Annotated in this window: 17 protein-coding genes and 1 riboswitch; of the genes, 8 read left to right on the top strand and 9 right to left on the bottom strand. The window is 55.5% G+C overall.

From position 1 onward, the window contains the following. Positions 1 to 146: 146 nt before the first annotated feature. Both rpoC and HB631_RS25780 read left to right on the top strand, forming a co-directional pair. Positions 147 to 4,370, top strand: a complete 4,224-nt coding sequence (rpoC, locus tag HB631_RS25785; RefSeq protein ID WP_213994043.1) for a DNA-directed RNA polymerase subunit beta' — start codon at positions 147 to 149, stop codon at positions 4,368 to 4,370. Positions 4,371 to 4,842: 472 nt separating this feature from the next. Further along, positions 4,843 to 8,553 carry an inverse autotransporter beta domain-containing protein gene (locus tag HB631_RS25780; RefSeq protein ID WP_213994042.1) on the top strand — a complete coding sequence of 1,237 codons (3,711 nt, stop codon included), beginning with the start codon at positions 4,843 to 4,845 and terminating at the stop codon, positions 8,551 to 8,553. 119 nt (positions 8,554 to 8,672) lie between these two features. Here HB631_RS25780 and thiH read toward each other — a convergent pair whose 3' ends face one another. From thiH to rsd, 7 genes are all read right to left on the bottom strand, one after another. Continuing rightward, on the bottom strand, positions 8,673 to 9,809 hold the full coding sequence (thiH, locus tag HB631_RS25775; protein ID WP_213994041.1) for a 2-iminoacetate synthase ThiH: 1,137 nt from the start codon (positions 9,807 to 9,809) through the stop codon (positions 8,673 to 8,675). Continuing rightward, complete coding sequence (locus tag HB631_RS25770; RefSeq protein WP_213994040.1) at positions 9,809 to 10,588, bottom strand: thiazole synthase; 780 nt, start codon at positions 10,586 to 10,588, stop codon at positions 9,809 to 9,811. The genes thiH and HB631_RS25770 overlap by 1 nt, the downstream gene beginning before the upstream one ends. 2 nt (positions 10,589 to 10,590) lie before the next feature. Beyond that, the gene (thiS, locus tag HB631_RS25765) at positions 10,591 to 10,791 is read right to left on the bottom strand and encodes a sulfur carrier protein ThiS (protein WP_213994039.1); all 201 of its coding nucleotides are present in this window, start codon (positions 10,789 to 10,791) and stop codon (positions 10,591 to 10,593) included. Then, entirely contained in the window at positions 10,788 to 11,558 is a 771-nt protein-coding gene (locus HB631_RS25760; protein ID WP_213994038.1) for a HesA/MoeB/ThiF family protein, read from the bottom strand. The genes thiS and HB631_RS25760 overlap by 4 nt, the downstream gene beginning before the upstream one ends. Beyond that, complete coding sequence (gene thiE, locus HB631_RS25755; protein ID WP_213994037.1) at positions 11,548 to 12,201, bottom strand: thiamine phosphate synthase; 654 nt, start codon at positions 12,199 to 12,201, stop codon at positions 11,548 to 11,550. The genes HB631_RS25760 and thiE overlap by 11 nt, the downstream gene beginning before the upstream one ends. Continuing rightward, positions 12,202 to 14,118, bottom strand: a complete 1,917-nt coding sequence (gene thiC / locus HB631_RS25750) for a phosphomethylpyrimidine synthase ThiC (RefSeq protein ID WP_213994036.1) — start codon at positions 14,116 to 14,118, stop codon at positions 12,202 to 12,204. It abuts the gene before it with no gap. Between the two features lie 101 nt (positions 14,119 to 14,219). Beyond that, positions 14,220 to 14,333: riboswitch (TPP riboswitch) on the bottom strand. 134 nt (positions 14,334 to 14,467) lie between these two features. After that, on the bottom strand, positions 14,468 to 14,962 hold the full coding sequence (rsd, locus tag HB631_RS25745) for a sigma D regulator (RefSeq protein WP_213994035.1): 495 nt from the start codon (positions 14,960 to 14,962) through the stop codon (positions 14,468 to 14,470). Positions 14,963 to 15,056: 94 nt separating this feature from the next. Here rsd and nudC point away from each other — a divergent pair, with 94 nt between their 5' ends. The 6 genes from nudC (at position 15,057) to HB631_RS25715 (ending at position 19,554) form a co-directional block, all read left to right on the top strand. Further along, the gene (gene nudC, locus HB631_RS25740) at positions 15,057 to 15,878 is read left to right on the top strand and encodes an NAD(+) diphosphatase (RefSeq protein ID WP_213994034.1); all 822 of its coding nucleotides are present in this window, start codon (positions 15,057 to 15,059) and stop codon (positions 15,876 to 15,878) included. Between the two features lie 27 nt (positions 15,879 to 15,905). Beyond that, positions 15,906 to 16,970, top strand: a complete 1,065-nt coding sequence (gene hemE, locus HB631_RS25735; RefSeq protein ID WP_213994033.1) for a uroporphyrinogen decarboxylase — start codon at positions 15,906 to 15,908, stop codon at positions 16,968 to 16,970. A gap of 63 nt (positions 16,971 to 17,033) precedes the next feature. Next, entirely contained in the window at positions 17,034 to 17,729 is a 696-nt protein-coding gene (nfi, locus tag HB631_RS25730; protein WP_213994050.1) for a deoxyribonuclease V, read from the top strand. Positions 17,730 to 17,788: 59 nt separating this feature from the next. Continuing rightward, complete coding sequence (locus HB631_RS25725; protein ID WP_213994032.1) at positions 17,789 to 18,379, top strand: YjaG family protein; 591 nt, start codon at positions 17,789 to 17,791, stop codon at positions 18,377 to 18,379. Positions 18,380 to 18,569: 190 nt separating this feature from the next. Then, positions 18,570 to 18,842: a nucleoid-associated protein HU-alpha gene (gene hupA, locus HB631_RS25720; RefSeq protein ID WP_213994031.1), complete on the top strand. Its 273-nt coding sequence runs from the start codon at positions 18,570 to 18,572 to the stop codon at positions 18,840 to 18,842. A 40-nt stretch (positions 18,843 to 18,882) separates the two neighbouring features. After that, positions 18,883 to 19,554, top strand: a complete 672-nt coding sequence (locus tag HB631_RS25715) for a DUF1481 domain-containing protein (RefSeq protein WP_213994030.1) — start codon at positions 18,883 to 18,885, stop codon at positions 19,552 to 19,554. Between the two features lie 45 nt (positions 19,555 to 19,599). On the opposite strand, the gene purD is transcribed toward HB631_RS25715, so the two are convergent. Then, entirely contained in the window at positions 19,600 to 20,889 is a 1,290-nt protein-coding gene (gene purD, locus HB631_RS25710) for a phosphoribosylamine--glycine ligase (RefSeq protein ID WP_213994029.1), read from the bottom strand. Positions 20,890 to 20,903: 14 nt separating this feature from the next. Then, positions 20,904 to 22,493, bottom strand: a complete 1,590-nt coding sequence (gene purH, locus HB631_RS25705; RefSeq protein WP_213994028.1) for a bifunctional phosphoribosylaminoimidazolecarboxamide formyltransferase/IMP cyclohydrolase — start codon at positions 22,491 to 22,493, stop codon at positions 20,904 to 20,906. Positions 22,494 to 22,839 lie beyond the last annotated feature (346 nt).

The following is a 22,839-nucleotide window of genomic DNA, read 5'->3' as shown; positions in this document are numbered from 1 at the left end:
TATCCTCTATGGTTTTCAGATTGCGGCCAGCGTGCCGGCGGTTTGAAAGATGAGAGGGATACCGGCTCGGGTGCGTTCGCACCGGTAATAAGGGCGCCTGAGCGTTTCAGGCGCCTAACAGGTCTAACTCCGACAGGAGCCAATCCGTGAAAGATTTACTTAAGTTTCTGAAAGCACAAACCAAGACCGAAGAGTTTGATGCGATCAAAATTGCTCTGGCCTCGCCAGATATGATCCGTTCCTGGTCGTTCGGCGAAGTGAAGAAGCCGGAAACCATCAACTACCGTACGTTCAAGCCTGAACGTGACGGGCTTTTCTGCGCCCGTATTTTCGGGCCGGTCAAAGATTACGAATGCTTGTGCGGTAAGTACAAGCGGTTGAAGCATCGCGGCGTGATTTGTGAAAAATGCGGTGTTGAAGTGACCCAGACCAAAGTGCGCCGTGAGCGCATGGGCCATATCGAGCTGGCTTCGCCGACAGCGCATATTTGGTTCTTGAAATCGTTGCCTTCGCGCATCGGTTTGTTGCTGGATATGCCGCTGCGTGATATCGAGCGCGTGTTGTATTTTGAATCTTATGTGGTGGTCGAAGGCGGCATGACCAACCTGGAGCGCCGCCAGATCCTGACTGAAGAACAGTATCTGGACGCCCTGGAAGAGTTTGGTGATGAGTTTGACGCTAAAATGGGCGCCGAAGCCATTCAGGCCCTGTTGAAAAACATGGATCTGGAAGCGGAATGCGAAACCCTGCGTGAAGAGCTGAATGAAACCAATTCCGAAACCAAGCGCAAGAAGCTGACCAAGCGTATCAAGCTGCTGGAAGCCTTTGTTCAGTCCGGTAATAAACCGGAATGGATGATCCTGACGGTGCTGCCGGTGTTGCCGCCGGATCTGCGTCCGCTGGTGCCGCTGGACGGCGGCCGTTTTGCCACCTCCGATCTGAACGATCTCTATCGTCGGGTGATCAACCGTAACAACCGTTTGAAACGTCTGTTGGATCTGGCCGCGCCGGATATCATCGTACGCAATGAAAAACGTATGTTGCAGGAAGCGGTGGATGCGCTGTTGGATAACGGCCGTCGCGGTCGTGCCATTACCGGTTCCAACAAGCGTCCGCTGAAATCCCTGGCCGACATGATCAAAGGCAAGCAGGGGCGTTTCCGTCAGAACCTGCTGGGTAAACGCGTCGACTATTCCGGTCGTTCCGTTATTACCGTGGGTCCGTACCTGCGTCTGCATCAGTGCGGCCTGCCGAAGAAAATGGCGCTGGAACTGTTCAAACCCTTTATCTATGGCAAGCTTGAGCTGCGTGGCCTTGCCACCACCATCAAAGCCGCCAAGAAGATGGTTGAACGCGAAGAAGCCGTGGTCTGGGATATCCTGGATGAAGTTATCCGCGAACACCCGGTGCTGCTGAACCGTGCGCCGACCCTGCACCGTCTGGGTATCCAGGCGTTCGAGCCGGTGTTGATTGAAGGTAAAGCCATCCAGCTTCACCCGCTGGTGTGCGCGGCGTACAACGCCGACTTCGATGGTGACCAGATGGCCGTTCACGTACCGCTGACGCTGGAAGCCCAGCTGGAAGCCCGTGCGCTGATGATGTCCACCAACAACATCCTGTCGCCGGCCAACGGTGAGCCGATTATCGTTCCGTCCCAGGACGTGGTGCTGGGTCTGTATTACATGACCCGCGACCGGGTGAACGGTAAAGGCGAAGGCATGGTATTGACCGGGCCTAAAGAAGCGGAACGCATCTATAGGGGCGGTATTGCCGAGCTGCATGCGCGCGTCAAAGTGCGTATCACCGAGTATGCCAAGAACGAAGACGGCGAGCTGATTGAAAATACCCACATCGTCGACACCACGGTAGGCCGCGCGATTTTGTGGATGATCGTGCCGAAGGGATTGCCGTTCGCTTTGGTCAACCAGGCGCTGGGTAAGAAAGCCATCTCCAAGATGCTGAATACCTGTTATCGCGTGCTGGGCCTGAAGCCCACGGTTATCTTCGCCGACCAGATCATGTATACCGGTTTTGCCTACGCGGCCCGTTCAGGCTCGTCGGTAGGTATCGATGATATGGTTATCCCGGCCAAGAAAGCGGGGATTATCGAAGAAGCCGAAGCCGAAGTGGCCGAAATCCAGGAACAGTTCCAGTCTGGTTTGGTGACCGCCGGTGAACGCTACAACAAGGTTATCGATATCTGGGCCGCGGCTAACGAACGTGTTGCCAAGGCGATGATGGATAACCTGTCCACCGAATCGGTGATTAACCGTGACGGCGTGGAAGAGCGTCAGGTTTCCTTTAACAGCATCTTTATGATGGCCGACTCCGGCGCCCGTGGTTCCGCGGCGCAGATTCGCCAGCTGGCGGGTATGCGCGGCCTGATGGCCAAGCCGGACGGCTCCATCATTGAAACGCCTATCACCGCGAACTTCCGTGAAGGTCTGAACGTACTCCAGTACTTCATCTCTACTCACGGTGCTCGTAAAGGTCTGGCGGATACCGCGCTGAAAACGGCGAACTCAGGTTACCTGACCCGCCGTCTGGTGGATGTGGCGCAGGATCTGGTGGTGACAGAGGATGACTGTGGCACCCACGCCGGTGTGACCATGACCCCGGTTATCGAGGGCGGCGATGTTAAAGAGCCGCTGCGCGAACGTGTGCTGGGCCGCGTCACCGCGGAAGACGTGCTGAAACCGGGTACCGCCGATATACTGGTGGAACGCAATACCCTGCTGAACGAACAATGGTGTGATGTTCTGGAAGATAATTCCGTGGATATCATCAAGGTTCGTTCAGTGGTGACCTGCGATACCGATTTCGGTGTGTGCGCCAACTGCTATGGCCGTGATTTGGCCCGTGGCCACCTGGTGAACAAGGGTGAAGCCATCGGTGTCATCGCCGCGCAGTCCATCGGTGAACCCGGAACCCAGTTGACCATGCGTACGTTCCATATCGGTGGCGCCGCTTCGCGTAATGCCGCCGAATCGAGCATTCAGGTGAAAAACAAGGGTACCTTGCGGTTGAATAACGCTAAATTCGTTATCAACGGCGCCGGTAAACTGGTGATCACTTCCCGTAATACGGAACTGAAACTGATCGATGAATTCGGTCGTACCAAAGAAAGCTATAAAGTGCCTTACGGTTCGGTTATGTCCAAAGGTGACGGTTCCGAGGTGATGGGCGGGGAAACGGTTGCCAACTGGGATCCGCATACCATGCCGGTTATCACCGAAGTGAGCGGCTTTATGCGCTTTACCGATATGATCGACGGCCAGACCATTACCCGCCAGACTGATGAACTTACCGGTTTGTCTTCTATCGTGGTACTGGATACGGCGGAACGTACCGGTGGCGGTAAAGACCTGCGCCCGGCGCTGAAAATCGTTGACGCCAATGGTAACGACGTCCTGATCCCCGGCACCGATATGCCCGCGCAGTACTTCCTGCCGGGTAAAACCATCGTTCAGTTGGAAGATGGTTTGGCTATCACCGGCGGCGACACCCTGGCGCGTTTGCCGCAGGAATCCAGCGGTACCAAGGATATTACCGGCGGTCTGCCGCGCGTTGCCGATTTGTTCGAAGCGCGCCGGCCGAAAGAACCGGCTATCCTGGCGGAAATCAGCGGTATCGTTTCCTTCGGTAAAGAAACCAAAGGCAAACGTCGTCTGGTGATTTCTCCGGTGGATGGCAGCGATGCTTACGAAGAGATGATTCCGAAATGGCGTCAGCTTAACGTATTCGAAGGTGAACGTGTGGAACGCGGCGACGTGATATCCGACGGACCGGAATCGCCCCATGACATTCTGCGTCTGCGCGGCGTGCATGCCGTGACCCGCTACATCGTTAACGAAGTGCAGGATGTTTACCGTCTGCAGGGCGTTAAGATCAACGATAAACATATCGAAGTTATCGTTCGTCAGATGTTGCGTAAAGCCACCATCGTCAACGCCGGCGGCACCGACTTCCTGGAAGGCGAACAGGCTGAATACTCACGGGTCAAGATCGCCAACCGCCAGCTGGCGGCGGACGACAAGATCGAGATGACCTTCAGCCGGGATTTGCTGGGTATTACCAAGGCGTCCCTGGCCACGGAGTCCTTTATCTCCGCGGCGTCGTTCCAGGAAACAACGCGTGTGCTTACTGAAGCCGCCGTTGCCGGGAAACGCGATGAATTGCGCGGTCTGAAAGAGAACGTGATTGTCGGCCGACTGATCCCTGCCGGGACCGGTTATGCCTACCATCAGGATCGTGCCCGTCGTCGTGCCCTGGGCGAAGTGCCGGTTGTACCGTCCGTAACCGCCGATGAAGCCTCCGCCAATATGGCGGAACTGCTGAATGCCGGTTTAGGCGGTAATAACGATAAATAATCGTTATTAGAGCACCGTAATAGGCAATAGCCGTCCCTCAGGGGGCGGCTTTTTTTTGCGTTTTAGCTGCAGAAGCCTTATGCCAACGGATCAATATATCGGTAAACATGTTTCATATTATATATAAATGGATATTTCATATGAGATGATAAGTTTATAAATAATGTATATGCGTCGAGTATATATAAAGAGAAAAATTCAAGAACTAGGCAATCTTGATGTGCTGTTGCTTGCCGTAAAATAAAAAATTCTGACCTCCTTTTAATAAGCATCATAATTCCATCAAGATGTTTTAACTTTCTCTTCAGATAATGCAATTACAAATAATATTTTTTAAAAAAAACTAAAAAATCTTTCCTTCACATAATGCGCTTTAAGTAATTTATTATTTTATTAATAAAATTCATATTTGTGAAGTTATTTAGCAGGTTGCAATGAAGAAAGACTCTTGATTAATAAAAAGGAAAATTTAATGCCAGGTAAGCCCCTATACCCTTCATCCGATAATAAAATACGTCCGCGCCAACCCTTCGCCGACGGCCAGCGGGATTTCCCTTTATGGCGGCCCGTAGCCTGGGCAATCATTGCGTCGCAGGTCATGTTTCCCCTTGGTGTGGCTTTTGCTCCGGCGGTGGCGGCATCCCTTGCCGCATCGGCGGAGGCGCCGTCCAAAGACGTTTTTTTTAATAATAACGGCCCATCGAATACGAAGGCGTCCCTAGAGAATAAAATTGCCGATGGGGCAATGGCGGCCGGTAATGTGCTGTCGGCGAAACAAAGCGATAAAGCGGCGCTGAGTATGGCACGTTCGGCGCTGGTGGGGGGGGCCGGCCATTACGCCAAAGGCTGGTTTGAACAATTCGGCACCGCGCGGTTACAACTCAATCTCAATGATCAATTCAGGCTGGACAATAGCGCGCTCGATCTCTTGGTGCCGGTATTTGAAAATCAGGATGCCATGGTATTTACCCAATGGGGAATACGTAATAAAGACCATCGTAATACCGGTAATATCGGCGGCGGCGTACGAACCTTTTACGGCGATTGGATGTACGGGTTGAATACTTTTTATGATAATGACTTCACCGGAAAAAATCGCCGGGCCGGTATCGGCGCTGAGGCTTGGAGCAATTACCTGAGATTATCCGCCAACAGCTATTTTCGCCTGAGCAGTTGGCATCAGTCGCGGGATTTCGAGGATTATAACGAACGACCGGCCAATGGTTTTGACCTGCGCGCGGAGGCCTTCCTGCCGTCGCATCCGCAACTGGGCGGGAAACTGATGTATGAAAGCTATCGCGGCAACGAGGTGGCGTTATTCGGCAAGGACAACCGGCAAAGGAACCCCTATGCGTTGACCCTGGGGCTTAATTACACGCCGATACCGCTAATCACCATTGGCGGCGAGCACCGGCAGGGTAAAAGCGGCCAACAGGATTCCCGTGTGAACCTGCAATTACGATATCGCCTGGGGGATTCGTTGTTCTCCCAGATGGATCCCGCCTCCGTGGCCGCCGAACGAACCCTGGCGGTCAGCCGTTACGACCTGGTTGAGCGCAACAATCATATTGTGCTGGATTATCAAAAAAAGGAGATTATCCGCCTGCTGATGCCGGAGCGGATGAACGGAAACTCCGGGCAGCCGCTTACCATCACCGCCCAGGTCACCGCCACCCATGCCCTGGAACGCATAGAATGGGACAGCGCGGCATTGACTGCCGCCGGTGGCTCGGTGTCGCCGCTGGCGCCGCATGTCCTGTCGGTCACCCTGCCGCCCTACAGGCCCGCGGGGGCAACGAATCTCTATACCCTTGGCGCAACGGCCTATGATAAAAAGGGCAACGCCTCCAATCGCGCTTATACCACCCTCGAGGTGTCCGGCCATGGTATCAGCCTGGCGTCGACGCCCACGGCGGCAACCCCGGACAGCCTGCTGGCGGACGGAGTTTCAACCAGCCTGCTGTCGGTAAGTCTCTTGGATGAAAGCCTTCATCCGGTCAGCGGGATGGCGGATGCGCTGACGTTTACGTTAACGTTTGAGGCCGGAGACGATATGTCTTTTGCCGGGTCTAAGGCCGTATTGACTCGCTCCGCGCCGGCGGTGGGGGATATCAGTGAAACCGCGCCCGGCGTCTATTCGGCTACTTTGACCGCCGGCACCGATACCGGACGGGCGGTAATCACCCCGATGATTCACGGACAGGCGTTGAAAGCTATCAACGTTGTCTTGCTGTCGTCAGGCATGGATCACAGCCGGTCACGGCTTGATGCCAGCAGTGACACTATCCTTGCCGACGGTATTGAGCGAGCGACGGTGACCTTCAGCGCCCAGGATGTGTCCGGCCGTGCCCTTACCGGTCTCGGTCCGCGTCTGGCGTTTGAAATGACGCCGTTAGAGGGCGCCGTATTGACCGATATTATCGAAGATAGCGGCAGCTACAGCAGCACTCTAAGCGGCAACCAGCCGGGTGAGGTGACCATTACGCCTGTTCTTGACGGCGTTAAGCTAGACGGCTTGGCTAAAACCGTCAGCCTGCGCGTTGCCCTGTCTTACGAAAGCCACTCCGATTTCAGCGTGAGCGAGGATACGCTTACGGTGGGCACTGATTTCACCCTGCTGAACTTCACCGTCAGGGATAAGGACGGCAATGCGGTCACCGGGCTGGGAGAACGGGTGAAATTTATCGCTACGCCATCGGCGGGGATCACGGTGTCGGAAATGACTGAATCCGACGGAAATTATACCGCCCGGCTTAGCGGCGTTGTAGCGGGCGGGGTTGATGTCGCGCCGTCAATCGACGGCCAGCAATTAAGCGGCTTGGTGAAAGTAGTGACCTTTACGCCAGGCCCGTTCAGCGAGCTTTATACCTCCTTCAGCATCAGCGAGGACAAACTGAAGGCCAATGATGTAGATAGTGTAGAGCTTAAACTGATACCGCGGGATAAATATGGCAACATGACCAAAACCGTAGGCAGAATCCTTTTTTATCTTTCGCCGAGTGAGGGTTTGAGACAAGAAAATGGGCAGTTTGATGACCAGGGAACCTACGTTGCCAGACTGTTCGGTACCGTGCCGGGAAATTATACGATAACGCCGGCGGTTGAGGGCAATCGCATGGAGGGTCTGAGTCAACCTATCACCCTTATTGCCGCGGATCTGGATGCAACCGAATCCACCTTTGAAATCAATAAGGATACGCTGACAGCGGATAATACCGAGACCGCTACGCTGACGCTGTATGCCAGGGATGCGCGAGGCCGGGCAATAGCGGGTCTGGGGACCAGGCTGGCCTTTAGTGCCTCGCCGGGGGATGACGTGACCCTTTCAGCCCATAGCGAAAGCAGCGGGGTGTATACCGCCACCGTGCGCGGCAATAAACCCGGTATGGTCAGGTTCGCCCCCCATGTGGATGGCCTGGAAATCACCTCAATGGCAAAAGAGCTGAACTTCACTCCCGGCAGCATAGATTTAAAAGTCAGTGTGGATACGGTGCGGGCGAAAGCCGGCGAGCAGCTTATGATGACGGTGGAAGCGACGCTTGCAGACGGTTCGCCGGTCGGGGATGTGATTATCGATGTTCACTCCCTTGGCGCCGTCAATCGGCAAAATGGGTCCGAAAGCGCCACGCTATTGTTTGACGGATTGCCAAAATATGAAGGCGGTGTGGTGGCAGCGACGGGTAAAATCAGCATTCCGGTCACCGATCCTTTGGGCAAGGGGGTTAAAACCACCATTGAGGTGACTGCTCGTGAAGGTAAAAGTGTGTCTCAAGACGTCATATTTACCGTGGCAACCAGCCCGGACGTCCCGCAGGCCAATTATTACGGGCATATGGCGGAATCCATCAACGGTCTTTCGCGCCCGAAGCTTGCCAGTGAATTCACCGGCAGCGGCAGCGCGAGTGTAAACAATGAAAGCTGGGCATTAGCGACCTATCAAGAGGGAGGTTTATACTGCACATTGCCGCCCTTTGCTTCCGTGGATGCGGCCTATAGCGCAATGCCGGCGGGCGGATGGCCATTATCGCCTGGGGGCAGTAATGGCTTTATTTGGTCCAGCACCATACTTCCGCCGTTGTTCGGCGGACAACCCGCCGTGGTAGCGCTTAATACCCTGACCGGGGGAATGTTACAATTCAGAGAGACCGGTAATGATAAAGGGTTGGTGGTGTGCGCCGATTGAAAACGTTCCGCTGCCATGAATAACGTAAGCTGGCGCTGATTAAGGCATAATCATCGGCGGGACAGGGGGACTGTCCCGCCGCTAAATCAGGGCAAAACCTTTAAAGTGCTCACCATCCCTTATTCAATCAGCGTCGGCGACCTGCCTAAATAACTGTCCCAATCCTTCCATACCGGCTGCAAACCCGACTGCAGCAGCATCTGCTCCACTTCCTGTACCGAGCGATTATCATGGGGCTCGAATTGTTCCAGCTCCGGCGTGCCGCCGGCATAGCCCCCCGGCTGGGTTTTCGATCCGGCGCTGACGCTGTTGACCACGATGGGTACCGCATGGTCGCGGAACCAAGGGGACTCTCGGGTAGACAATGAAATTTCCACATCCGGCGCCAGCAGGCGAAAGGCGCACATCACCTGCAAAAGCTGCGATTCATCCATCAGCGATGCCGGCGTAATTCCCCCGGCGCAGGGCCGCAGGCGAGGGAAGGAAAGGGAATAGCGGCTCTGCCAATGGTTTTTTTGCAGATACACTAAATGTTCGGCCACCATATAGCAGTCTGTCCGCCAGTTATCCGACAATCCTATCAGCGCCCCCAAGCCGATCTTGTCGATCCCGGCCCGCGCCAGCCGATCCGGCGTTTCCAGCCGCCAGGCAAAATCCATTTTTTGTCCGCGCAGATGGTGCAGCTGGTAGGTCGGCTCGTGATAGGTTTCCTGGTAGACCATAACGCCGTCCAGGCCAAGGGCTTTCAGCTCGGCGTAGTCCTCCTGGGATAAGGGTTGTACTTCCATCATGAGCGAGCTGAAATAGTCGCGGATCAACGGCACATAACGTCGAAAATAATCCATACCGACTTTGCTTTTATGCTCACCGGTCACCAGCAGTACGTTTTCAAAACCTCTTAGTCGAATCGCTTCGCACTCATTGATGATCTCCTGCTCGTCCAGGGTCTTGCGTTTAAGACGATTGCTCATGGAGAAACCGCAATAGGTACAATCATTGGAGCACAGGTTGGAGAGATAAAGCGGCAGATACAGATTCACCACGTTGCCGAAGCGTTGGCGAGTCAACCGTTGGGCGCGCTGTGCCAAAGGTTCAAGATACGGCTGGGCCGCCGGCGACAAGAGCGCCATGAAATCATCCAGGCCGGGCCGTTCGGTATTCAATGCCCGCTGCACATCCCGCGCCGTCTTGGCATTGATGTTGTGGCCGGCGTCGTCCCAAGAGATACGCTGCCAATGGTTAATAAAGGAATTCATCACGCCGCTCCTTCCACAGGATGCAAAAAGGCCGTTAACGGGCTGGTGGCGCTGGCCTGGATTTGACGGGGCGCCGGCCCGGCTTGCCGGCATAACTCGCCGGCCTCCAGCGCCAGCCTGAAGGCGTGGGCCATGGCTACCGGGTCTCGGGCCACGGCGATGGCGGTATTCACCAAAACCGCGTCGGCGCCCATTTCCAGCGCTTCCAATGCCTGGCTCGGGGCGCCGATTCCGGCATCCACCACGACGGGAATACCTGCCTGTTCGATGATAATCCGCAGGAAATCACGGGTTTGTAATCCCTGATTGGAGCCAATGGGCGAACCTAGCGGCATGATCGCCCCACAGCCGGCCTCTTCCAGGCGGCGGCATAATACCGGGTCCGCACCGCAGTAGGGCAATACCACAAACCCCTCTTTTACCAGTTGTTCCGCCGCTTTCAGCGTTTCGATGGGATCGGGCAACAGGTATTTTACATCCGGATGAATTTCCAGCTTGATCCAATGGGTACCCAAGGCTTCCCGGGCCAGTCGTGCGGCAAATACCGCCTCTTCAGCGGTCTTGGCGCCGGAGGTATTGGGCAGCAACTTCACGCCGGCCTGGCGCAGGGCGGGGAGAATAGCATCATTGCCGTGGCGCAGGTCTACCCGGCGCATGGCCAGGGTGACCAGTTGGCTGCCCGAAGCGGCCAATGCCTGCAGCATGATATCGGCGGTAGAGAATTTTCCGGTGCCGGTGAACAACCGGGAAGTAAAAGTAGTATCGGCTATTTTCAACATGTTCAGCCTCCTGCTATGGCTTGAAAAAGTAAGATATCGTCGCCTTCATTGATGTAATGTCGGGGCCACTGGCTGCGGGGAATAATGGTTTGATTGATTGCCAGGGCCGCGCCCTCCGGAGAATATTTCAGCTGATCCAGAAATTCCGCCAGGGAGAGCCGGTTCGAAAGCTCTATGGGCCTATCATTAAGGGTTATTTTCATCGAACCGGTTCCTCCTCATCTACCGGCGTACCGCACAGCGCGCAATCTGCGGCACGGGTGAGTTGCAGGGTGCGCCAGGTCATGGATTTCCCGTCGAACAGCTGCAGCCGGCCGTTCAGCGCAGACGGCATGCCGCAGAGGATTTTTATCGCTTCCAAACCTTGCAGGGCACCCATCATACCCACCACGGGACCGACTACGCCGGCGGTGCGGCAGTTGCGCTGAGGTTCGGCGACATCCGGGAACAGACAGGCATAGCAGCCGTGCCGGTAGGGGGGCTGCAATACCAATAGCTGGCCGCTGAAGCCCACCGCGCTGGCGCTTACCAATGTTTTGCCCTGACGAACGCAGGCGGCGTTAATCTCATGCCGGGTGTGCAAATTATCGCTACAGTCCAGGATCAAATCCGCCCGCGCCACCGCGTGTATCAGGGGCTCGCCCGTAAGGCGCTGCTGTAGGGGAATATATTCCCCCAAGGGGTTAAGCGCCTGTAACTGCTGCTGCGCCAGAAGGGCCTTGGGTTGGGTAATGTCGCCGGTTCGATAAAGAATCTGGCGTTGCAGATTGCTGACGTCCACCCGGTCGTCATCCGCCAGCAGCAGGGTGCCGACGCCGGCCGCCGCCAGGTACAGTGCGGCGGGAGAACCCAGGCCGCCGAGACCGGCTATCAGCACGGTGGCGGCCGTTAACTTTTCCTGGCCTTCGGGACCGATTTCCTCCAGCAGCATATGCCGGCTGTAGCGCAAAAAAGCCTGGTCATTGAGCATCCGTCACCTCCCGGCCTTCTGTCTTTTGCAACAGGATAGCGGTGGCTCGGCGCCAGTCCGGCGCTTTGGTGATGGCGCTGACCACCGCGACGCTGCCGACGCCGCAGTCCATCACGTCGTCGACCCGGTCGATACTGATACCGCCGATGGCCACGGTGGGGATATTCGTCAGTCCGGCCACCATGCGCCTCAGATCCGCCAGTCCCTGGGGCTGCGAGGGCATGATTTTCGTCTGGGTCGGAAAGATATGGCCCAGGGCGATATAGGAAGGCCGGAATGACAGCGCCCGGGCCAGCTCCTGGTCGTCATGGGTGGACAAACCCAGGCGTATGCCGGCATGTTGAATGACGGACAAATCGGCGGTATCCAGATCCTCCTGGCCCAGGTGTACGCCATAGGCGCCGTGTTTTACCGCCAGTTGCCAGTAATCGTTGATAAATATCCTGGCCTGATATTTCCTGCCCAGCAGGATGGCGGCCTCGATATCCGGTTCGACCACCTCCGCCGGCTGGTCCTTGATGCGAAGCTGCAAGGTGGTGACGCCGGCGTCCAGTAGGCGGACTATCCAGGCCAGCGAGTCCACCACCGGGTAAAGACCGAGCCGGTGGGCGGTAGGGGCAAAGGGTGTGTTAGAGGCGGTCATTTATTTATCCTCCGCAGCAAGGGGGGCCAGATAAATTTCTCCGCCGCTGGCGCGAAATTCGGCGGACATGGTCTCCATGCCGCTTTGCTGAACTTCGATAGCCTGTGCGGCGGCATAATCCCTGACTTCCTGGGAAATCTTCATTGAACAGAACTTCGGTCCGCACATGGAACAGAAATGCGCCACTTTACCGGACTCCTGCGGCAGGGTTTCATCGTGGTAAGCGCGGGCGGTGGCGGGGTCCAGGGCCAGGTTGAACTGATCTTCCCAACGGAATTCAAAGCGCGCCTTGGACATGGCGTTATCGCGAATCTGCGCGCCGGGATGGCCTTTAGCCAAATCCGCGGCGTGGGCGGCGATTTTGTAGGTGATCAGTCCCTGCTTGACGTCTTCTTTATTCGGCAGGCCTAAATGTTCCTTGGGCGTGACGTAACACAGCATGGCGCAGCCGAACCAGCCGATCAGCGCCGCGCCGATACCGGAAGTGAAGTGGTCATAACCAGGGGCGATATCGGTGGTCAACGGCCCGAGGGTGTAAAACGGCGCTTCGTGGCAGTGTTCCAGCTGTTCGGTCATGTTGCGGCGAATCATATGCATCGGTATATGGCCGGGGCCTTCAATCATTACCTGGACGTCATATTCCCAGGCGATTTTGGTCAGCTCACCCAGAGTATACAATTCGGCGAACTGCGCCTCGTCGTTGGCATCCTGGATTGAACCGGGACGCAGGCCGTCACCCAGCGAGAGCGCTACATCATAGGCGGCGCAGATTTGGCAAATTTCGCGGAAATGCTCATACAAAAAGCTTTCCTTGTGATGGGACAAACACCATTTCGCCATAATGGAGCCGCCGCGTGAGACGATGCCGGTCAGGCGTTTGGCGGTCATGGGCACATAGCGCAGCAGCACGCCGGCATGGATAGTGAAGTAATCCACTCCCTGTTCCGCCTGCTCCAGCAGGGTATCGCGGAAACTTTCCCAGGTCAGGTTCTCCGCCACGCCGTTCACCTTTTCCAGCGCCTGATAGATGGGCACAGTGCCTATGGGTACCGGGCTGTTGCGCAGTATCCATTCACGGGTTTCATGGATATAACGTCCAGTGGAGAGATCCATCACGGTATCCGCGCCCCAGCGCGTGGACCATACCAGTTTTTCCACTTCTTCTTCAATGGAGGAACTCACCGCCGAGTTGCCGATGTTGGCATTGACCTTCACCAGAAAATTGCGGCCGATAACCATCGGTTCCGATTCAGGATGGTTGATATTGGCGGGGATAATGGCGCGGCCTTCGGCCACTTCCCGCCGCACGAATTCCGGCGTGATATTTTCCGGCAATTCGGCGCCGAAGCCCTGACCGGGATGTTGCTGCAATAACACTTCGCCGCGGATTCGTTCACGGCCCATGTTTTCCCGCAGGGCGATAAATTCCATTTCCGGCGTGACGATACCCGCCCGGGCATAATGTAATTGTGTGACGCAGCGTCCGGGTTTGGCGCGTCGGGGCAGATGGCCGGGAGCAAAGCGGAGCTCCTCAAGCCCGTCGTCCGCCCGGCGTTCCCCGCTGTAACGGGAGCTTAATTCGCTGACGGTTTCGGTGTCTTCTCTGCGTCCGATCCAGTCGGCCCGCAGCGGAAACAAACCGGCGCGTACGTCGATGGTTATTTCCGGGTCGCCGTAAGGTCCGGCGGTATCGTAAACCGGTATCGGCTCGTTCTGTTCATAACGGGGTGCGTTTTTATCGCCACCGATCATGGTGGGACTGAGCTGGATTTCGCGCATCGGCACCCGGATATCGGGGCTGGTGCCCTGTAGATAGATCCGGCGGGACCGGGGGAAAGCCTCGCCTTTCAAGCGGTTGATAAAATCCTGGGCCTGTGCCCGCTGTTCACGGCGGGACGGAGTGGTGGGTAAAGACATAGCAATTCCTCACATTAAGTTTGGGAAAATTGCTTGTCTGGAGCGCTGTGGGAGTAATAAGACTGAGCTGGAATCATAGGTCGATTGACAATGATTCGTGGCGTTGAATTACTCTTGTTCCCTTCGCGGGTATTAACCCGATCAGGTTCCGCGGATCCCGAATTAACGGTCTCAGCCTGGCGTAATGTACGCGCTAGGCACTCCGACAAGATACCGGCTCATAAGAGCCAAAGTTTGCTGACAATACGCCCCGCCTCGTTGACGCCGAGGAGGTTTGTCAGCATTGCGGCTCAGATGAGCCAAAAACGATGCTCAGGCCCGGCGTTAAGCCAGGCGAGAGGCATCCGGACTATTGGCGGCGGGCGCCGAGGCAAGACCCCTCCGCTCGGTACTCCAACGCCTTTTGAATCAACTGGTCTTCAAGGGAAAACCGGGTGCCCAGGGCTTCGCCGACGCCGGAAAGCGCATCCTGGAACTCCATGCAATTATCATGATCGACGGCGGTTTCAAACTGGCTGTCATAAAAAGACATGATTTGTTGCGTATTTTCCTGCAAGGCCTGGTAGATCTGCGTTATTAGGATACGGTTGGGACTGCTTTCATCCGCATCCTGCACGATACGATCATACACGTGGAAATGGCCGGCGGACAGATAATCCACAAGGTGATGACAAAAGTCGTCCAGCGCATTTTCATCCAGAGGAGTATGCTTTTCTTTGTTGGGCTTAAGACCAATCAGATGGTAATAAGCGACCAGTAAGCCCCGGCGGGCCATCAGCCATTGGTCAATAAGTTCATTACTGCCACCAACCCGTTGAGCCAATATTTCCAGCTGGTTTAACATGACAGACTCCGATGTAATAAAAAGTAACGCTGGGGTATTCATCATTTAAAGCTAAATTCTAGATTGCCAGTGAATAAGGGGTAGTGCAACTAAAATGGAACAAGAACTCAGCGGTAGCGAACATGGCTGGTGGATAGTCAGCCAAAACGGCAAACTGTGGTTACCCAAAGGGGAATTGCCGTTTGGTCTGGCCTCCACCTGGACGCTGCAAGGCTTCAAAGCCACTCCCATCGGTGAATGGGAGGGGGCTACCGCCTGGTTGGTGCGCCATAACATGACCCGGGATATGGGATCGGTGCGGCAGATAATCGATCAAGATGCCGGCCTGTTTCAACTGGCGGGCCGGGGTATCCAACTGGCGGAATTTTACCGGGCCCATGAATTTTGCGGCTACTGCGGCCACACCATGCGTGTTAGCAGCAAAGAGTGGGCTTGCTTGTGCGATCACTGTCACGAACGCTATTACCCGCAGATCGCTCCCTGCATTATAGTTGCGATACGTCGAGGCGATGAAATTTTGCTGGCCCAGCATACCCGCCATCGCGGCGGTATCTACACCGTCCTGGCCGGATTTGTCGAAGTGGGTGAAACGTTGGAGCAGACGGTGGCGCGAGAGGTCATGGAAGAGACGCGGGTCAAGGTGAAAAATGTACGCTATGTCACCTCTCAGCCCTGGCCCTTTCCCCATTCGCTGATGATGGCTTTTATGGCGGAGTATGACGGCGGTGATATCACCCCCGACCATAGCGAGATCCTGGATGCCGGCTGGTATCGTTACGATGCGTTGCCGTTACTGCCGCCGCCGGGTACCGTGGCCCGCCGCTTGATCGAGGATACCGTGGCGCTATGTCGTGCGGATCAAGGTCCCACAGAACAAGGTCCCACGGATCGGGATGCCGATAATACCATGCTATAATCCGTTCATAATCAAAGGAAATCCAGCATGGATGAATTGAAAAACGATCGTTATCTGCGCGCCCTGCTACGTCAGCCGGTGGACATGACCCCGGTCTGGATGATGCGGCAGGCAGGCCGTTATTTGCCGGAATACCAGGCGACCCGCGCCGAAGCCGGGGATTTCATGTCCCTGTGCCGGAATGCTGATCTTGCCTGCGAAGTGACCTTGCAGCCGTTAAGACGTTTTCCCCTTGATGCCGCGATCCTGTTTTCCGATATTCTGACTATCCCCGATGCCATGGGATTGGGGCTATATTTCGAACAGGGGGAGGGGCCGCGTTTCGAGCGACCGCTTTCTTCCTTTGACGACATAACTAAATTACCGATTCCCGATCCCGAACAGGAATTAGGTTATGTCATGAACGCTGTGCGTACTATCCGAAAGAATCTGCACGGCGAGGTGCCGTTAATCGGCTTCTCCGGCAGTCCCTGGACCCTGGCAACCTATATGGTTGAAGGGGGCAGCAGCAAATCTTTCACCAAAATCAAAAAATTGATGTACGCCGAACCCAAGACCCTGCATCTGCTGCTGGCCAAACTGGCGGATAGCGTAACGCTTTATCTGAACGCCCAGATCCGCGCCGGCGCCCAGGCGGTGATGATTTTCGATACCTGGGGCGGTGTGCTTACCGGCAATGACTACCGGGAATTTTCCCTCGCCTACATGCATAAAATCATCGACGGCCTGCAGCGAGAGAACGAAGGGCGCCGGGTCCCGGTGACCTTGTTCACCAAGGGCGGCGGCCAATGGCTGGAAGCGATGGCGCAAACCGGTTGCGACGCCCTGGGCCTTGACTGGAGCACCGACATCGCTGACGCCCGGCGCCGCGTGGGGAATCAAGTGGCGCTGCAAGGCAATATGGATCCGTCGCTGCTTTACGCACAACCGCAACGCATCGAGCGGGAAGTGGCTGAAATTCTGGCAGGTTTTGGTGATGGGGACGGGCACGTCTTTAACCTGGGACACGGTATTCACCAGGATGTGCCGCCGGAGAATGCCGGCGTATTGGTTGAGGCGGTGCACCGCCTGTCGCGCCCATACCACCTTTAGAACCGGCGATAACATGGGTTGGCGCCGGCATCATCGCCCGTAGGAGCCGCTATTGTGGAAAAAGTGGATATAGCCGAATTACGCGCCCGGCAAATCGCCACCGCCGGCAGCGTTATCCGCCGGGATGCGTTTGATTTCCAGGTACCGGCCGTTATTGCCGGCGCCGATGTGGGATTTGAGCAAGAGGGGGAAGTGACCCGTGCGGCCATTGCCTTATTGCGCTTCCCGTCGCTTGAACTCATTGAGTATCAGGTGGCGCGCATCAATACCACCATGCCCTATATTCCCGGTTTTTTGTCTTTCAGGGAGTATCCGGCTCTGCTGGCGGCATGGCAACGCCTGTCAAAGCAGCCGGATTTGGTGTTTGTTGACGGTCACGGCATCTCCCATCCGCGCCGTTTGGGGGTTGCCAGCCACTTCGGACTCCTGATCGACAGGCCCACCATCGGCGTGGCGAAACGCCGTTTGTGCGGCCGTTTCGAGCCGTTAAGCGACCTGCCGGATGCCAGCACCCCTTTAATCGACAAGGGGGAGCAGGTGGCCTGGGTGTGGCGCAGTAAATTGCGCTGTAATCCACTGTTTATCTCAACCGGCCATCGGGTCGGTTTGGATAGCGCGCTATATTGGGTACGCCAATGCATGAGGGGATACCGTTTGCCGGAACCCACCCGGTGGGCGGACGCGGTAGCCTCGAATCGCATGGCGTTTCAGCGCTGGCAGCAAGGGCGGGAAGGCCCGGACTTGTTCAATCCGCAATAGGGTAACCGGGCAATTTCAGGTACACTGCTACGCAATATTAAGAATATTGAGATAGTGCGATGCTACGTAATCCGATACATTTGCGTCTGGAAAAGCTGGACGGCTGGCAACACGTGGTTTTTATGGCATCGTTGTGCGAGCGGATGTATCCCAACTACCAATTGTTTTGTACGCAAACCGGTTTTGGTGAAGCAGCGATTTATCGTCGCATTCTCGACTTGGTTTGGGAGACACAGGTAGTTAAAGATGCTAAGGTTAATTTTGATTTACAATTAGAAAAGCTGGAAGAATGTATTCCCGCGGCCGATGAGTTCGATTTTTATGGCGTTTACCCGGCTATCGATGCCTGTGTCGCGCTTAGCGAATTATTGCATTCGTATTTAAGTGGTGAAACGCTGGCGCATGCCATTACCGTTAGTGAGACCTCCATTCGTACTGTTGCAATGCTGGAAATGACCGAAGCTGAACGGGAAATGGCCGATGAAGAGCTGAACGCATTACCCGCCATTGAGCAAGAATGGGATATCCAATGGGAGATTTTTCGCCTATTGGCGGCCTGCGAAAAACGCGACCTAGATTTGATAAAAGGACTGCGAGCAGACCTGCGCGAAGCCGGAATTAGCAATATTGGGATAAATTTACAGCAATAAGGCAATAAAACGTGATTTAAGACCTGTTTTGCCATGTCTTAAGACTTCACATCTGCACCCTGTCTGGTCTACATTTGGGGGGGCATAAAAAAAGTGGCTATCGGTGCGTGTTTGCAGGAGAGCGCTAAATTTTGGCATATCCGTCGCACTCGATGCTTAGCAAGCGATAAACACACTGTAAGGATAACATATGAACAAGACTCAACTGATTGATGTAATTGCTGATAAGGCTGATCTTTCCAAAGTGCAGGCAAAGTCAGCATTGGAATCCACTTTGGCGGCAATTACTGAGTCTCTAAAAGAGGGTGATGCAGTACAATTGGTTGGTTTCGGTACTTTCAAAATTAATCATCGTAGCGAACGCACTGGACGCAATCCTCAGACCGGCAAGGAAATCAAAATTGCGGCGGCCAATGTGCCCGCATTTGTTTCCGGCAAGGCGCTGAAAGACGCTGTTAAGTAAATACAGTGTGTTGGTGAAAAGATTAAGCGAAGGGGCTACCATGCCCCTTTTGTTTGCGCGCCGGTGGGGTTGGGTCGGCTTGTTTGCCGTTATGTTGACCGCCTGTAGTCACCACCAGGATACGCTGCCTTCCTTTACCGCCAGTGGCTATATTGCCGACCGGGGCGTGATGCGCTTATGGCGTAACGACGACCAGGCACAGCAAACGGTCACAATTCTCAGCGTTTACAGCCCCTATGAAGGGGACAATACCACCATCACCCGCTATCAATACCTGAACGATCAGGTGCGCCAGATTAACCGTACGCAAAACGGCGCCAATGCCGAGGTAGTACAAATCCGTTTTGATGATAAAGGCAATGTCAGCTTTATGCAGCGTCAACGGGATCAGGCGCGGGAAAAACTCAGTGACGACGAATTGGCGCGTTATCAGTTCGAAGCTAATCGCCTGCTCAAGGACAGTTATTCATTACGCGCAGGCCATGTGCACCTGGTGCAGGGGCAATGGCGAGACGGCGCAATGTATAATTGCCAAGGTAAGGCCGTTGATCCCAACTTCGATGCGCGTTCCCTGTCGTGGATAGCGGCGAGATCAAAACTTTCAGCCAAACCTTTGGGCGTGGCGTGGCTTGAAGCCCCTGAGGGGACCCAGTTGTTATTGGTCGCCCATGAGGATTTTTGCCGTTGGCAACCCAAGAAAAGCGATCTCTAGGCTTTTCATTGCCATAAGACCGGCTATCCCCGGTTTCAAAAGCTGTCAAATCTCTTTCTCCCGCTCAATGGCGCGGTAGCCGATATCGGTACGATAAAAACCGTCTTGCCAGTGAATAGCGCGCACCCCGACATAAGCTCTTGCCTGTGCATCCGCCACGGTATCCCCCAACGCGGTGACGCACAGCACCCGGCCGCCCTGCGTGAGCACCTTGCCCTCTTTGAGGACGGTGCCCGCATGGAATACTTTTTCACCTTCCACTTCCTGCGCCGGTAAGCCGGTAATTTCATCGCCGGCACGATACCCCGCCGGATAACCGCCGGCCGCCAGCACCACGCCAAGGGCCGGTCGTTCATCCCAGTCCGAGGTTTCCCGATCCAATTGACCGTCGGTGGCCGCAAGACAATGGGCCACCAGATCGGAGCGCATACGCAGCATAATGGGCTGGGTTTCCGGATCGCCGAAGCGGCAGTTGAACTCAATGACTTTCGGCTGGCCTTCGGGATTAATCATCAGCCCGGCGTACAGAAAACCGGTATAGACGTTACCTTCCGCCGCCATGCCCCGCACGGTCGGCCAGATAACCTGTTCCATCACGCGCCGGTGCACTTCGTCCGTAACCACCGGGGCCGGTGAATAGGCGCCCATGCCACCGGTATTCGGCCCGCTGTCGCCGTCGCCCACCCGCTTATGATCCTGACTGGTGGCCATGGGCAGCACATGTTCACCGTCCACCATAACAATAAAGCTGGCCTCTTCACCTTCCAGGAACTCTTCCACCACAATCCGGTGTCCCGCATCGCCAAAGGCATTGCCCGCCAGCATATCCTGAATCGCCGCTTCCGCTTCCGGCAGGGTCATCGCCACAATGACCCCTTTACCGGCGGCCAATCCGTCCGCCTTGATAACGATGGGCGCGCCTTTCTCACGCACATAGGCCAGCGCCGGTTCGACTTCGGTGAAATTCCCGTATGACGCGCTGGGAATATGGTGACGAGCCAGGAAGTCCTTGGTAAATGCTTTGGAGCCTTCCAGTTGCGCCGCGGCTTTGGTCGGGCCGAAAACCCGCAAACCGGCGGCGCGAAACGCGTCGACGATGCCGATTACCAGCGGTGCCTCCGGTCCGACAATGGTTAGGCCGATATCATGGCCTTGAGCAAACGCCACCAGCGCCGGGATATCTGTGGGGGCGATATTGACATTCTCCAGCGTGGGTTCAATGGCGGTGCCGGCATTCCCCGGCGCGACATACACCTTGCCAGCCAGCGGTGAACGGGCGGCCTTCCACGCCAGGGCATGCTCACGGCCGCCATTACCGATAATCAAAATATTCATGGTTGCTCCTGGGCTTAGTGACGGAAGTGACGCATACCGGTAAAAATCATGGCGATGCCATGCTCATTAGCCGCGGCGATGACTTCATCATCGCGGATGGAACCGCCGGGTTGGATAACACAGCTGATTCCCACGGCCGCCGCGGCGTCGATACCGTCCCGGAAGGGGAAAAACGCATCGGAGGCCATGGCCGATCCACGAACGTCCAATCCCTCGTCGGCAGCTTTAATGCCGGCGATCTTGGCCGAGTAGACCCGGCTCATCTGGCCGGCGCCGATACCGATGGTCATATTGTCACGGGCATAAACGATGGCATTGGATTTCACGTATTTGGCCACTTTCCAGCAGAACAGCGCATCCCTCAGCTCCGTTTCGCTTGGCTGCCGTTCGGTGACGATGTGCAAATCCGTTGGCCCGACCATGCCTAAATCTCTTTCCTGCACCAGCAGACCGCCATTGACGCGTTTGAAATCCAGACCCGGTACCCGGGCTTGCCAAACCCCGCAGGTCAATACCCGCACGTTTTGTTTCGCTTTGAGTACGGTAAGGGCCTCATCGGTTATGGATGGCGCGATAATCACCTCCACAAACTGGCGGCTGATAATGGCTTTGGCGGTAACGGCGTCAAGTGGACGGTTGAAGGCGATAATGCCGCCGAATGCTGAGGTCGGGTCGGTTTTATAGGCTCTTTCATAAGACTCTAAAAGTCCGTTGCCGATGGCAACCCCACAAGGATTGGCATGCTTGACAATGACGCAGGCCGGCTCGGCGAATTCTTTTACACACTCCAGAGCGGCGTCGGTATCAGCAATATTGTTGTAGGACAATGCCTTGCCTTGCAGCTGCTGCGCGGTGGCGACAGAGGCTTCATGAGTTTGCTCTTCTATATAGAACGCCGCCAACTGATGGCTGTTTTCGCCGTAACGCATGTCCTGTTTTTTGACGAAGTTCAGATTCAGGGTGCGGGGAAAACGGCCGGCGGGAGCGGAAGTGTCACCATGATAGGGCGGGACCTGGCCGCCGAAATAATTGGCGATCATGCTGTCGTAAGCCGCGGTGTGCTCAAATGCTTTAATCGCCAGGTCAAAGCGGGTGTCGTAGGTCAATGAACCGCCATGCTCGTCCATTTCGGTGAGGATGCGCGCATAATCCGCGCTGTTCACCACAATCGCGACATCCTTATGATTTTTAGCGGCGGAGCGCACCATGGTGGGACCGCCGATATCGATATTTTCCACCGCTTCCTCGCGGGTACAGCCCTCGCGCGCCACGGTCTGGGCAAACGGATAAAGATTTACCACCACCATATCGATAGGTTCGATGGCATGCTGTTGCATAATGGCATCGTCCTGGCCGCGACGACCCAAAATACCGCCATGCACTTTGGGATGCAGTGTCTTAACCCGCCCATCCATCATTTCAGGGAAACCGGTATAGTCTGAAACCTCGGTCACCGGCAATCCGGCTTCCGCCAGCAGGCGCGCGGTTCCGCCGGTGGAGAGCAGTTTAATGCCGCGCTGTGACAGGGACTGAGCGAATTCTACGATACCGGCTTTGTCAGAAACACTGAGCAGAGCACGGCGTACAGGACGTGGTTGTTGCATGGCGAATTTATCCCTTGATTGGATAGTTTTAATAACACTGGCACGCACCGGCGTTCTTTTTTATAAAAAGGCACCGATGCATGAAATACCGAAGCTGATAAAATAGGCGTGAATTGTAGCGAAAACGTTTGCGTGATGCTCGCCAAATTTTGCTCGGCTTGCATATCTGTGGATAAGTTTGTGCAAAAGCGGGTATAAACCCCTGTTTTGCTGTGGAAAGCAGCGAACGAACCTAATCAGGCAAAATACCTGTTGCGGCTCCATTAGAATTCCCTATAATGCGCCTCCATCGACCGGGACTGTGAGCAACTTCACAAGGACCGAAAACGAATCAGAAGCAGGCCGT

Source organism: Sodalis sp. dw_96 (genome assembly GCF_018449575.1).
Taxonomy (GTDB): domain Bacteria; phylum Pseudomonadota; class Gammaproteobacteria; order Enterobacterales; family Enterobacteriaceae; genus Acerihabitans.
This window is presented reverse-complemented; position numbering and strand designations above follow the sequence as displayed.

Coding starts and splice junctions, on each gene's coding strand:
- HB631_RS25780 (WP_213994042.1), top strand. CDS start 4,843: ATGCCAGGTAAGCCCCTATACCCTTCATCCGATAATAAAATACGTCCG.
- thiH (WP_213994041.1), bottom strand. CDS start 9,809: ATGAATTCCTTTATTAACCATTGGCAGCGTATCTCTTGGGACGACGCC.
- HB631_RS25770 (WP_213994040.1), bottom strand. CDS start 10,588: ATGTTGAAAATAGCCGATACTACTTTTACTTCCCGGTTGTTCACCGGC.
- thiS (WP_213994039.1), bottom strand. CDS start 10,791: ATGAAAATAACCCTTAATGATAGGCCCATAGAGCTTTCGAACCGGCTC.
- HB631_RS25760 (WP_213994038.1), bottom strand. CDS start 11,558: ATGCTCAATGACCAGGCTTTTTTGCGCTACAGCCGGCATATGCTGCTG.
- thiE (WP_213994037.1), bottom strand. CDS start 12,201: ATGACCGCCTCTAACACACCCTTTGCCCCTACCGCCCACCGGCTCGGT.
- thiC (WP_213994036.1), bottom strand. CDS start 14,118: ATGTCTTTACCCACCACTCCGTCCCGCCGTGAACAGCGGGCACAGGCC.
- rsd (WP_213994035.1), bottom strand. CDS start 14,962: ATGTTAAACCAGCTGGAAATATTGGCTCAACGGGTTGGTGGCAGTAAT.
- nudC (WP_213994034.1), top strand. CDS start 15,057: ATGGAACAAGAACTCAGCGGTAGCGAACATGGCTGGTGGATAGTCAGC.
- hemE (WP_213994033.1), top strand. CDS start 15,906: ATGGATGAATTGAAAAACGATCGTTATCTGCGCGCCCTGCTACGTCAG.
- HB631_RS25725 (WP_213994032.1), top strand. CDS start 17,789: ATGCTACGTAATCCGATACATTTGCGTCTGGAAAAGCTGGACGGCTGG.
- hupA (WP_213994031.1), top strand. CDS start 18,570: ATGAACAAGACTCAACTGATTGATGTAATTGCTGATAAGGCTGATCTT.
- HB631_RS25715 (WP_213994030.1), top strand. CDS start 18,883: ATGCCCCTTTTGTTTGCGCGCCGGTGGGGTTGGGTCGGCTTGTTTGCC.
- purD (WP_213994029.1), bottom strand. CDS start 20,889: ATGAATATTTTGATTATCGGTAATGGCGGCCGTGAGCATGCCCTGGCG.
- purH (WP_213994028.1), bottom strand. CDS start 22,493: ATGCAACAACCACGTCCTGTACGCCGTGCTCTGCTCAGTGTTTCTGAC.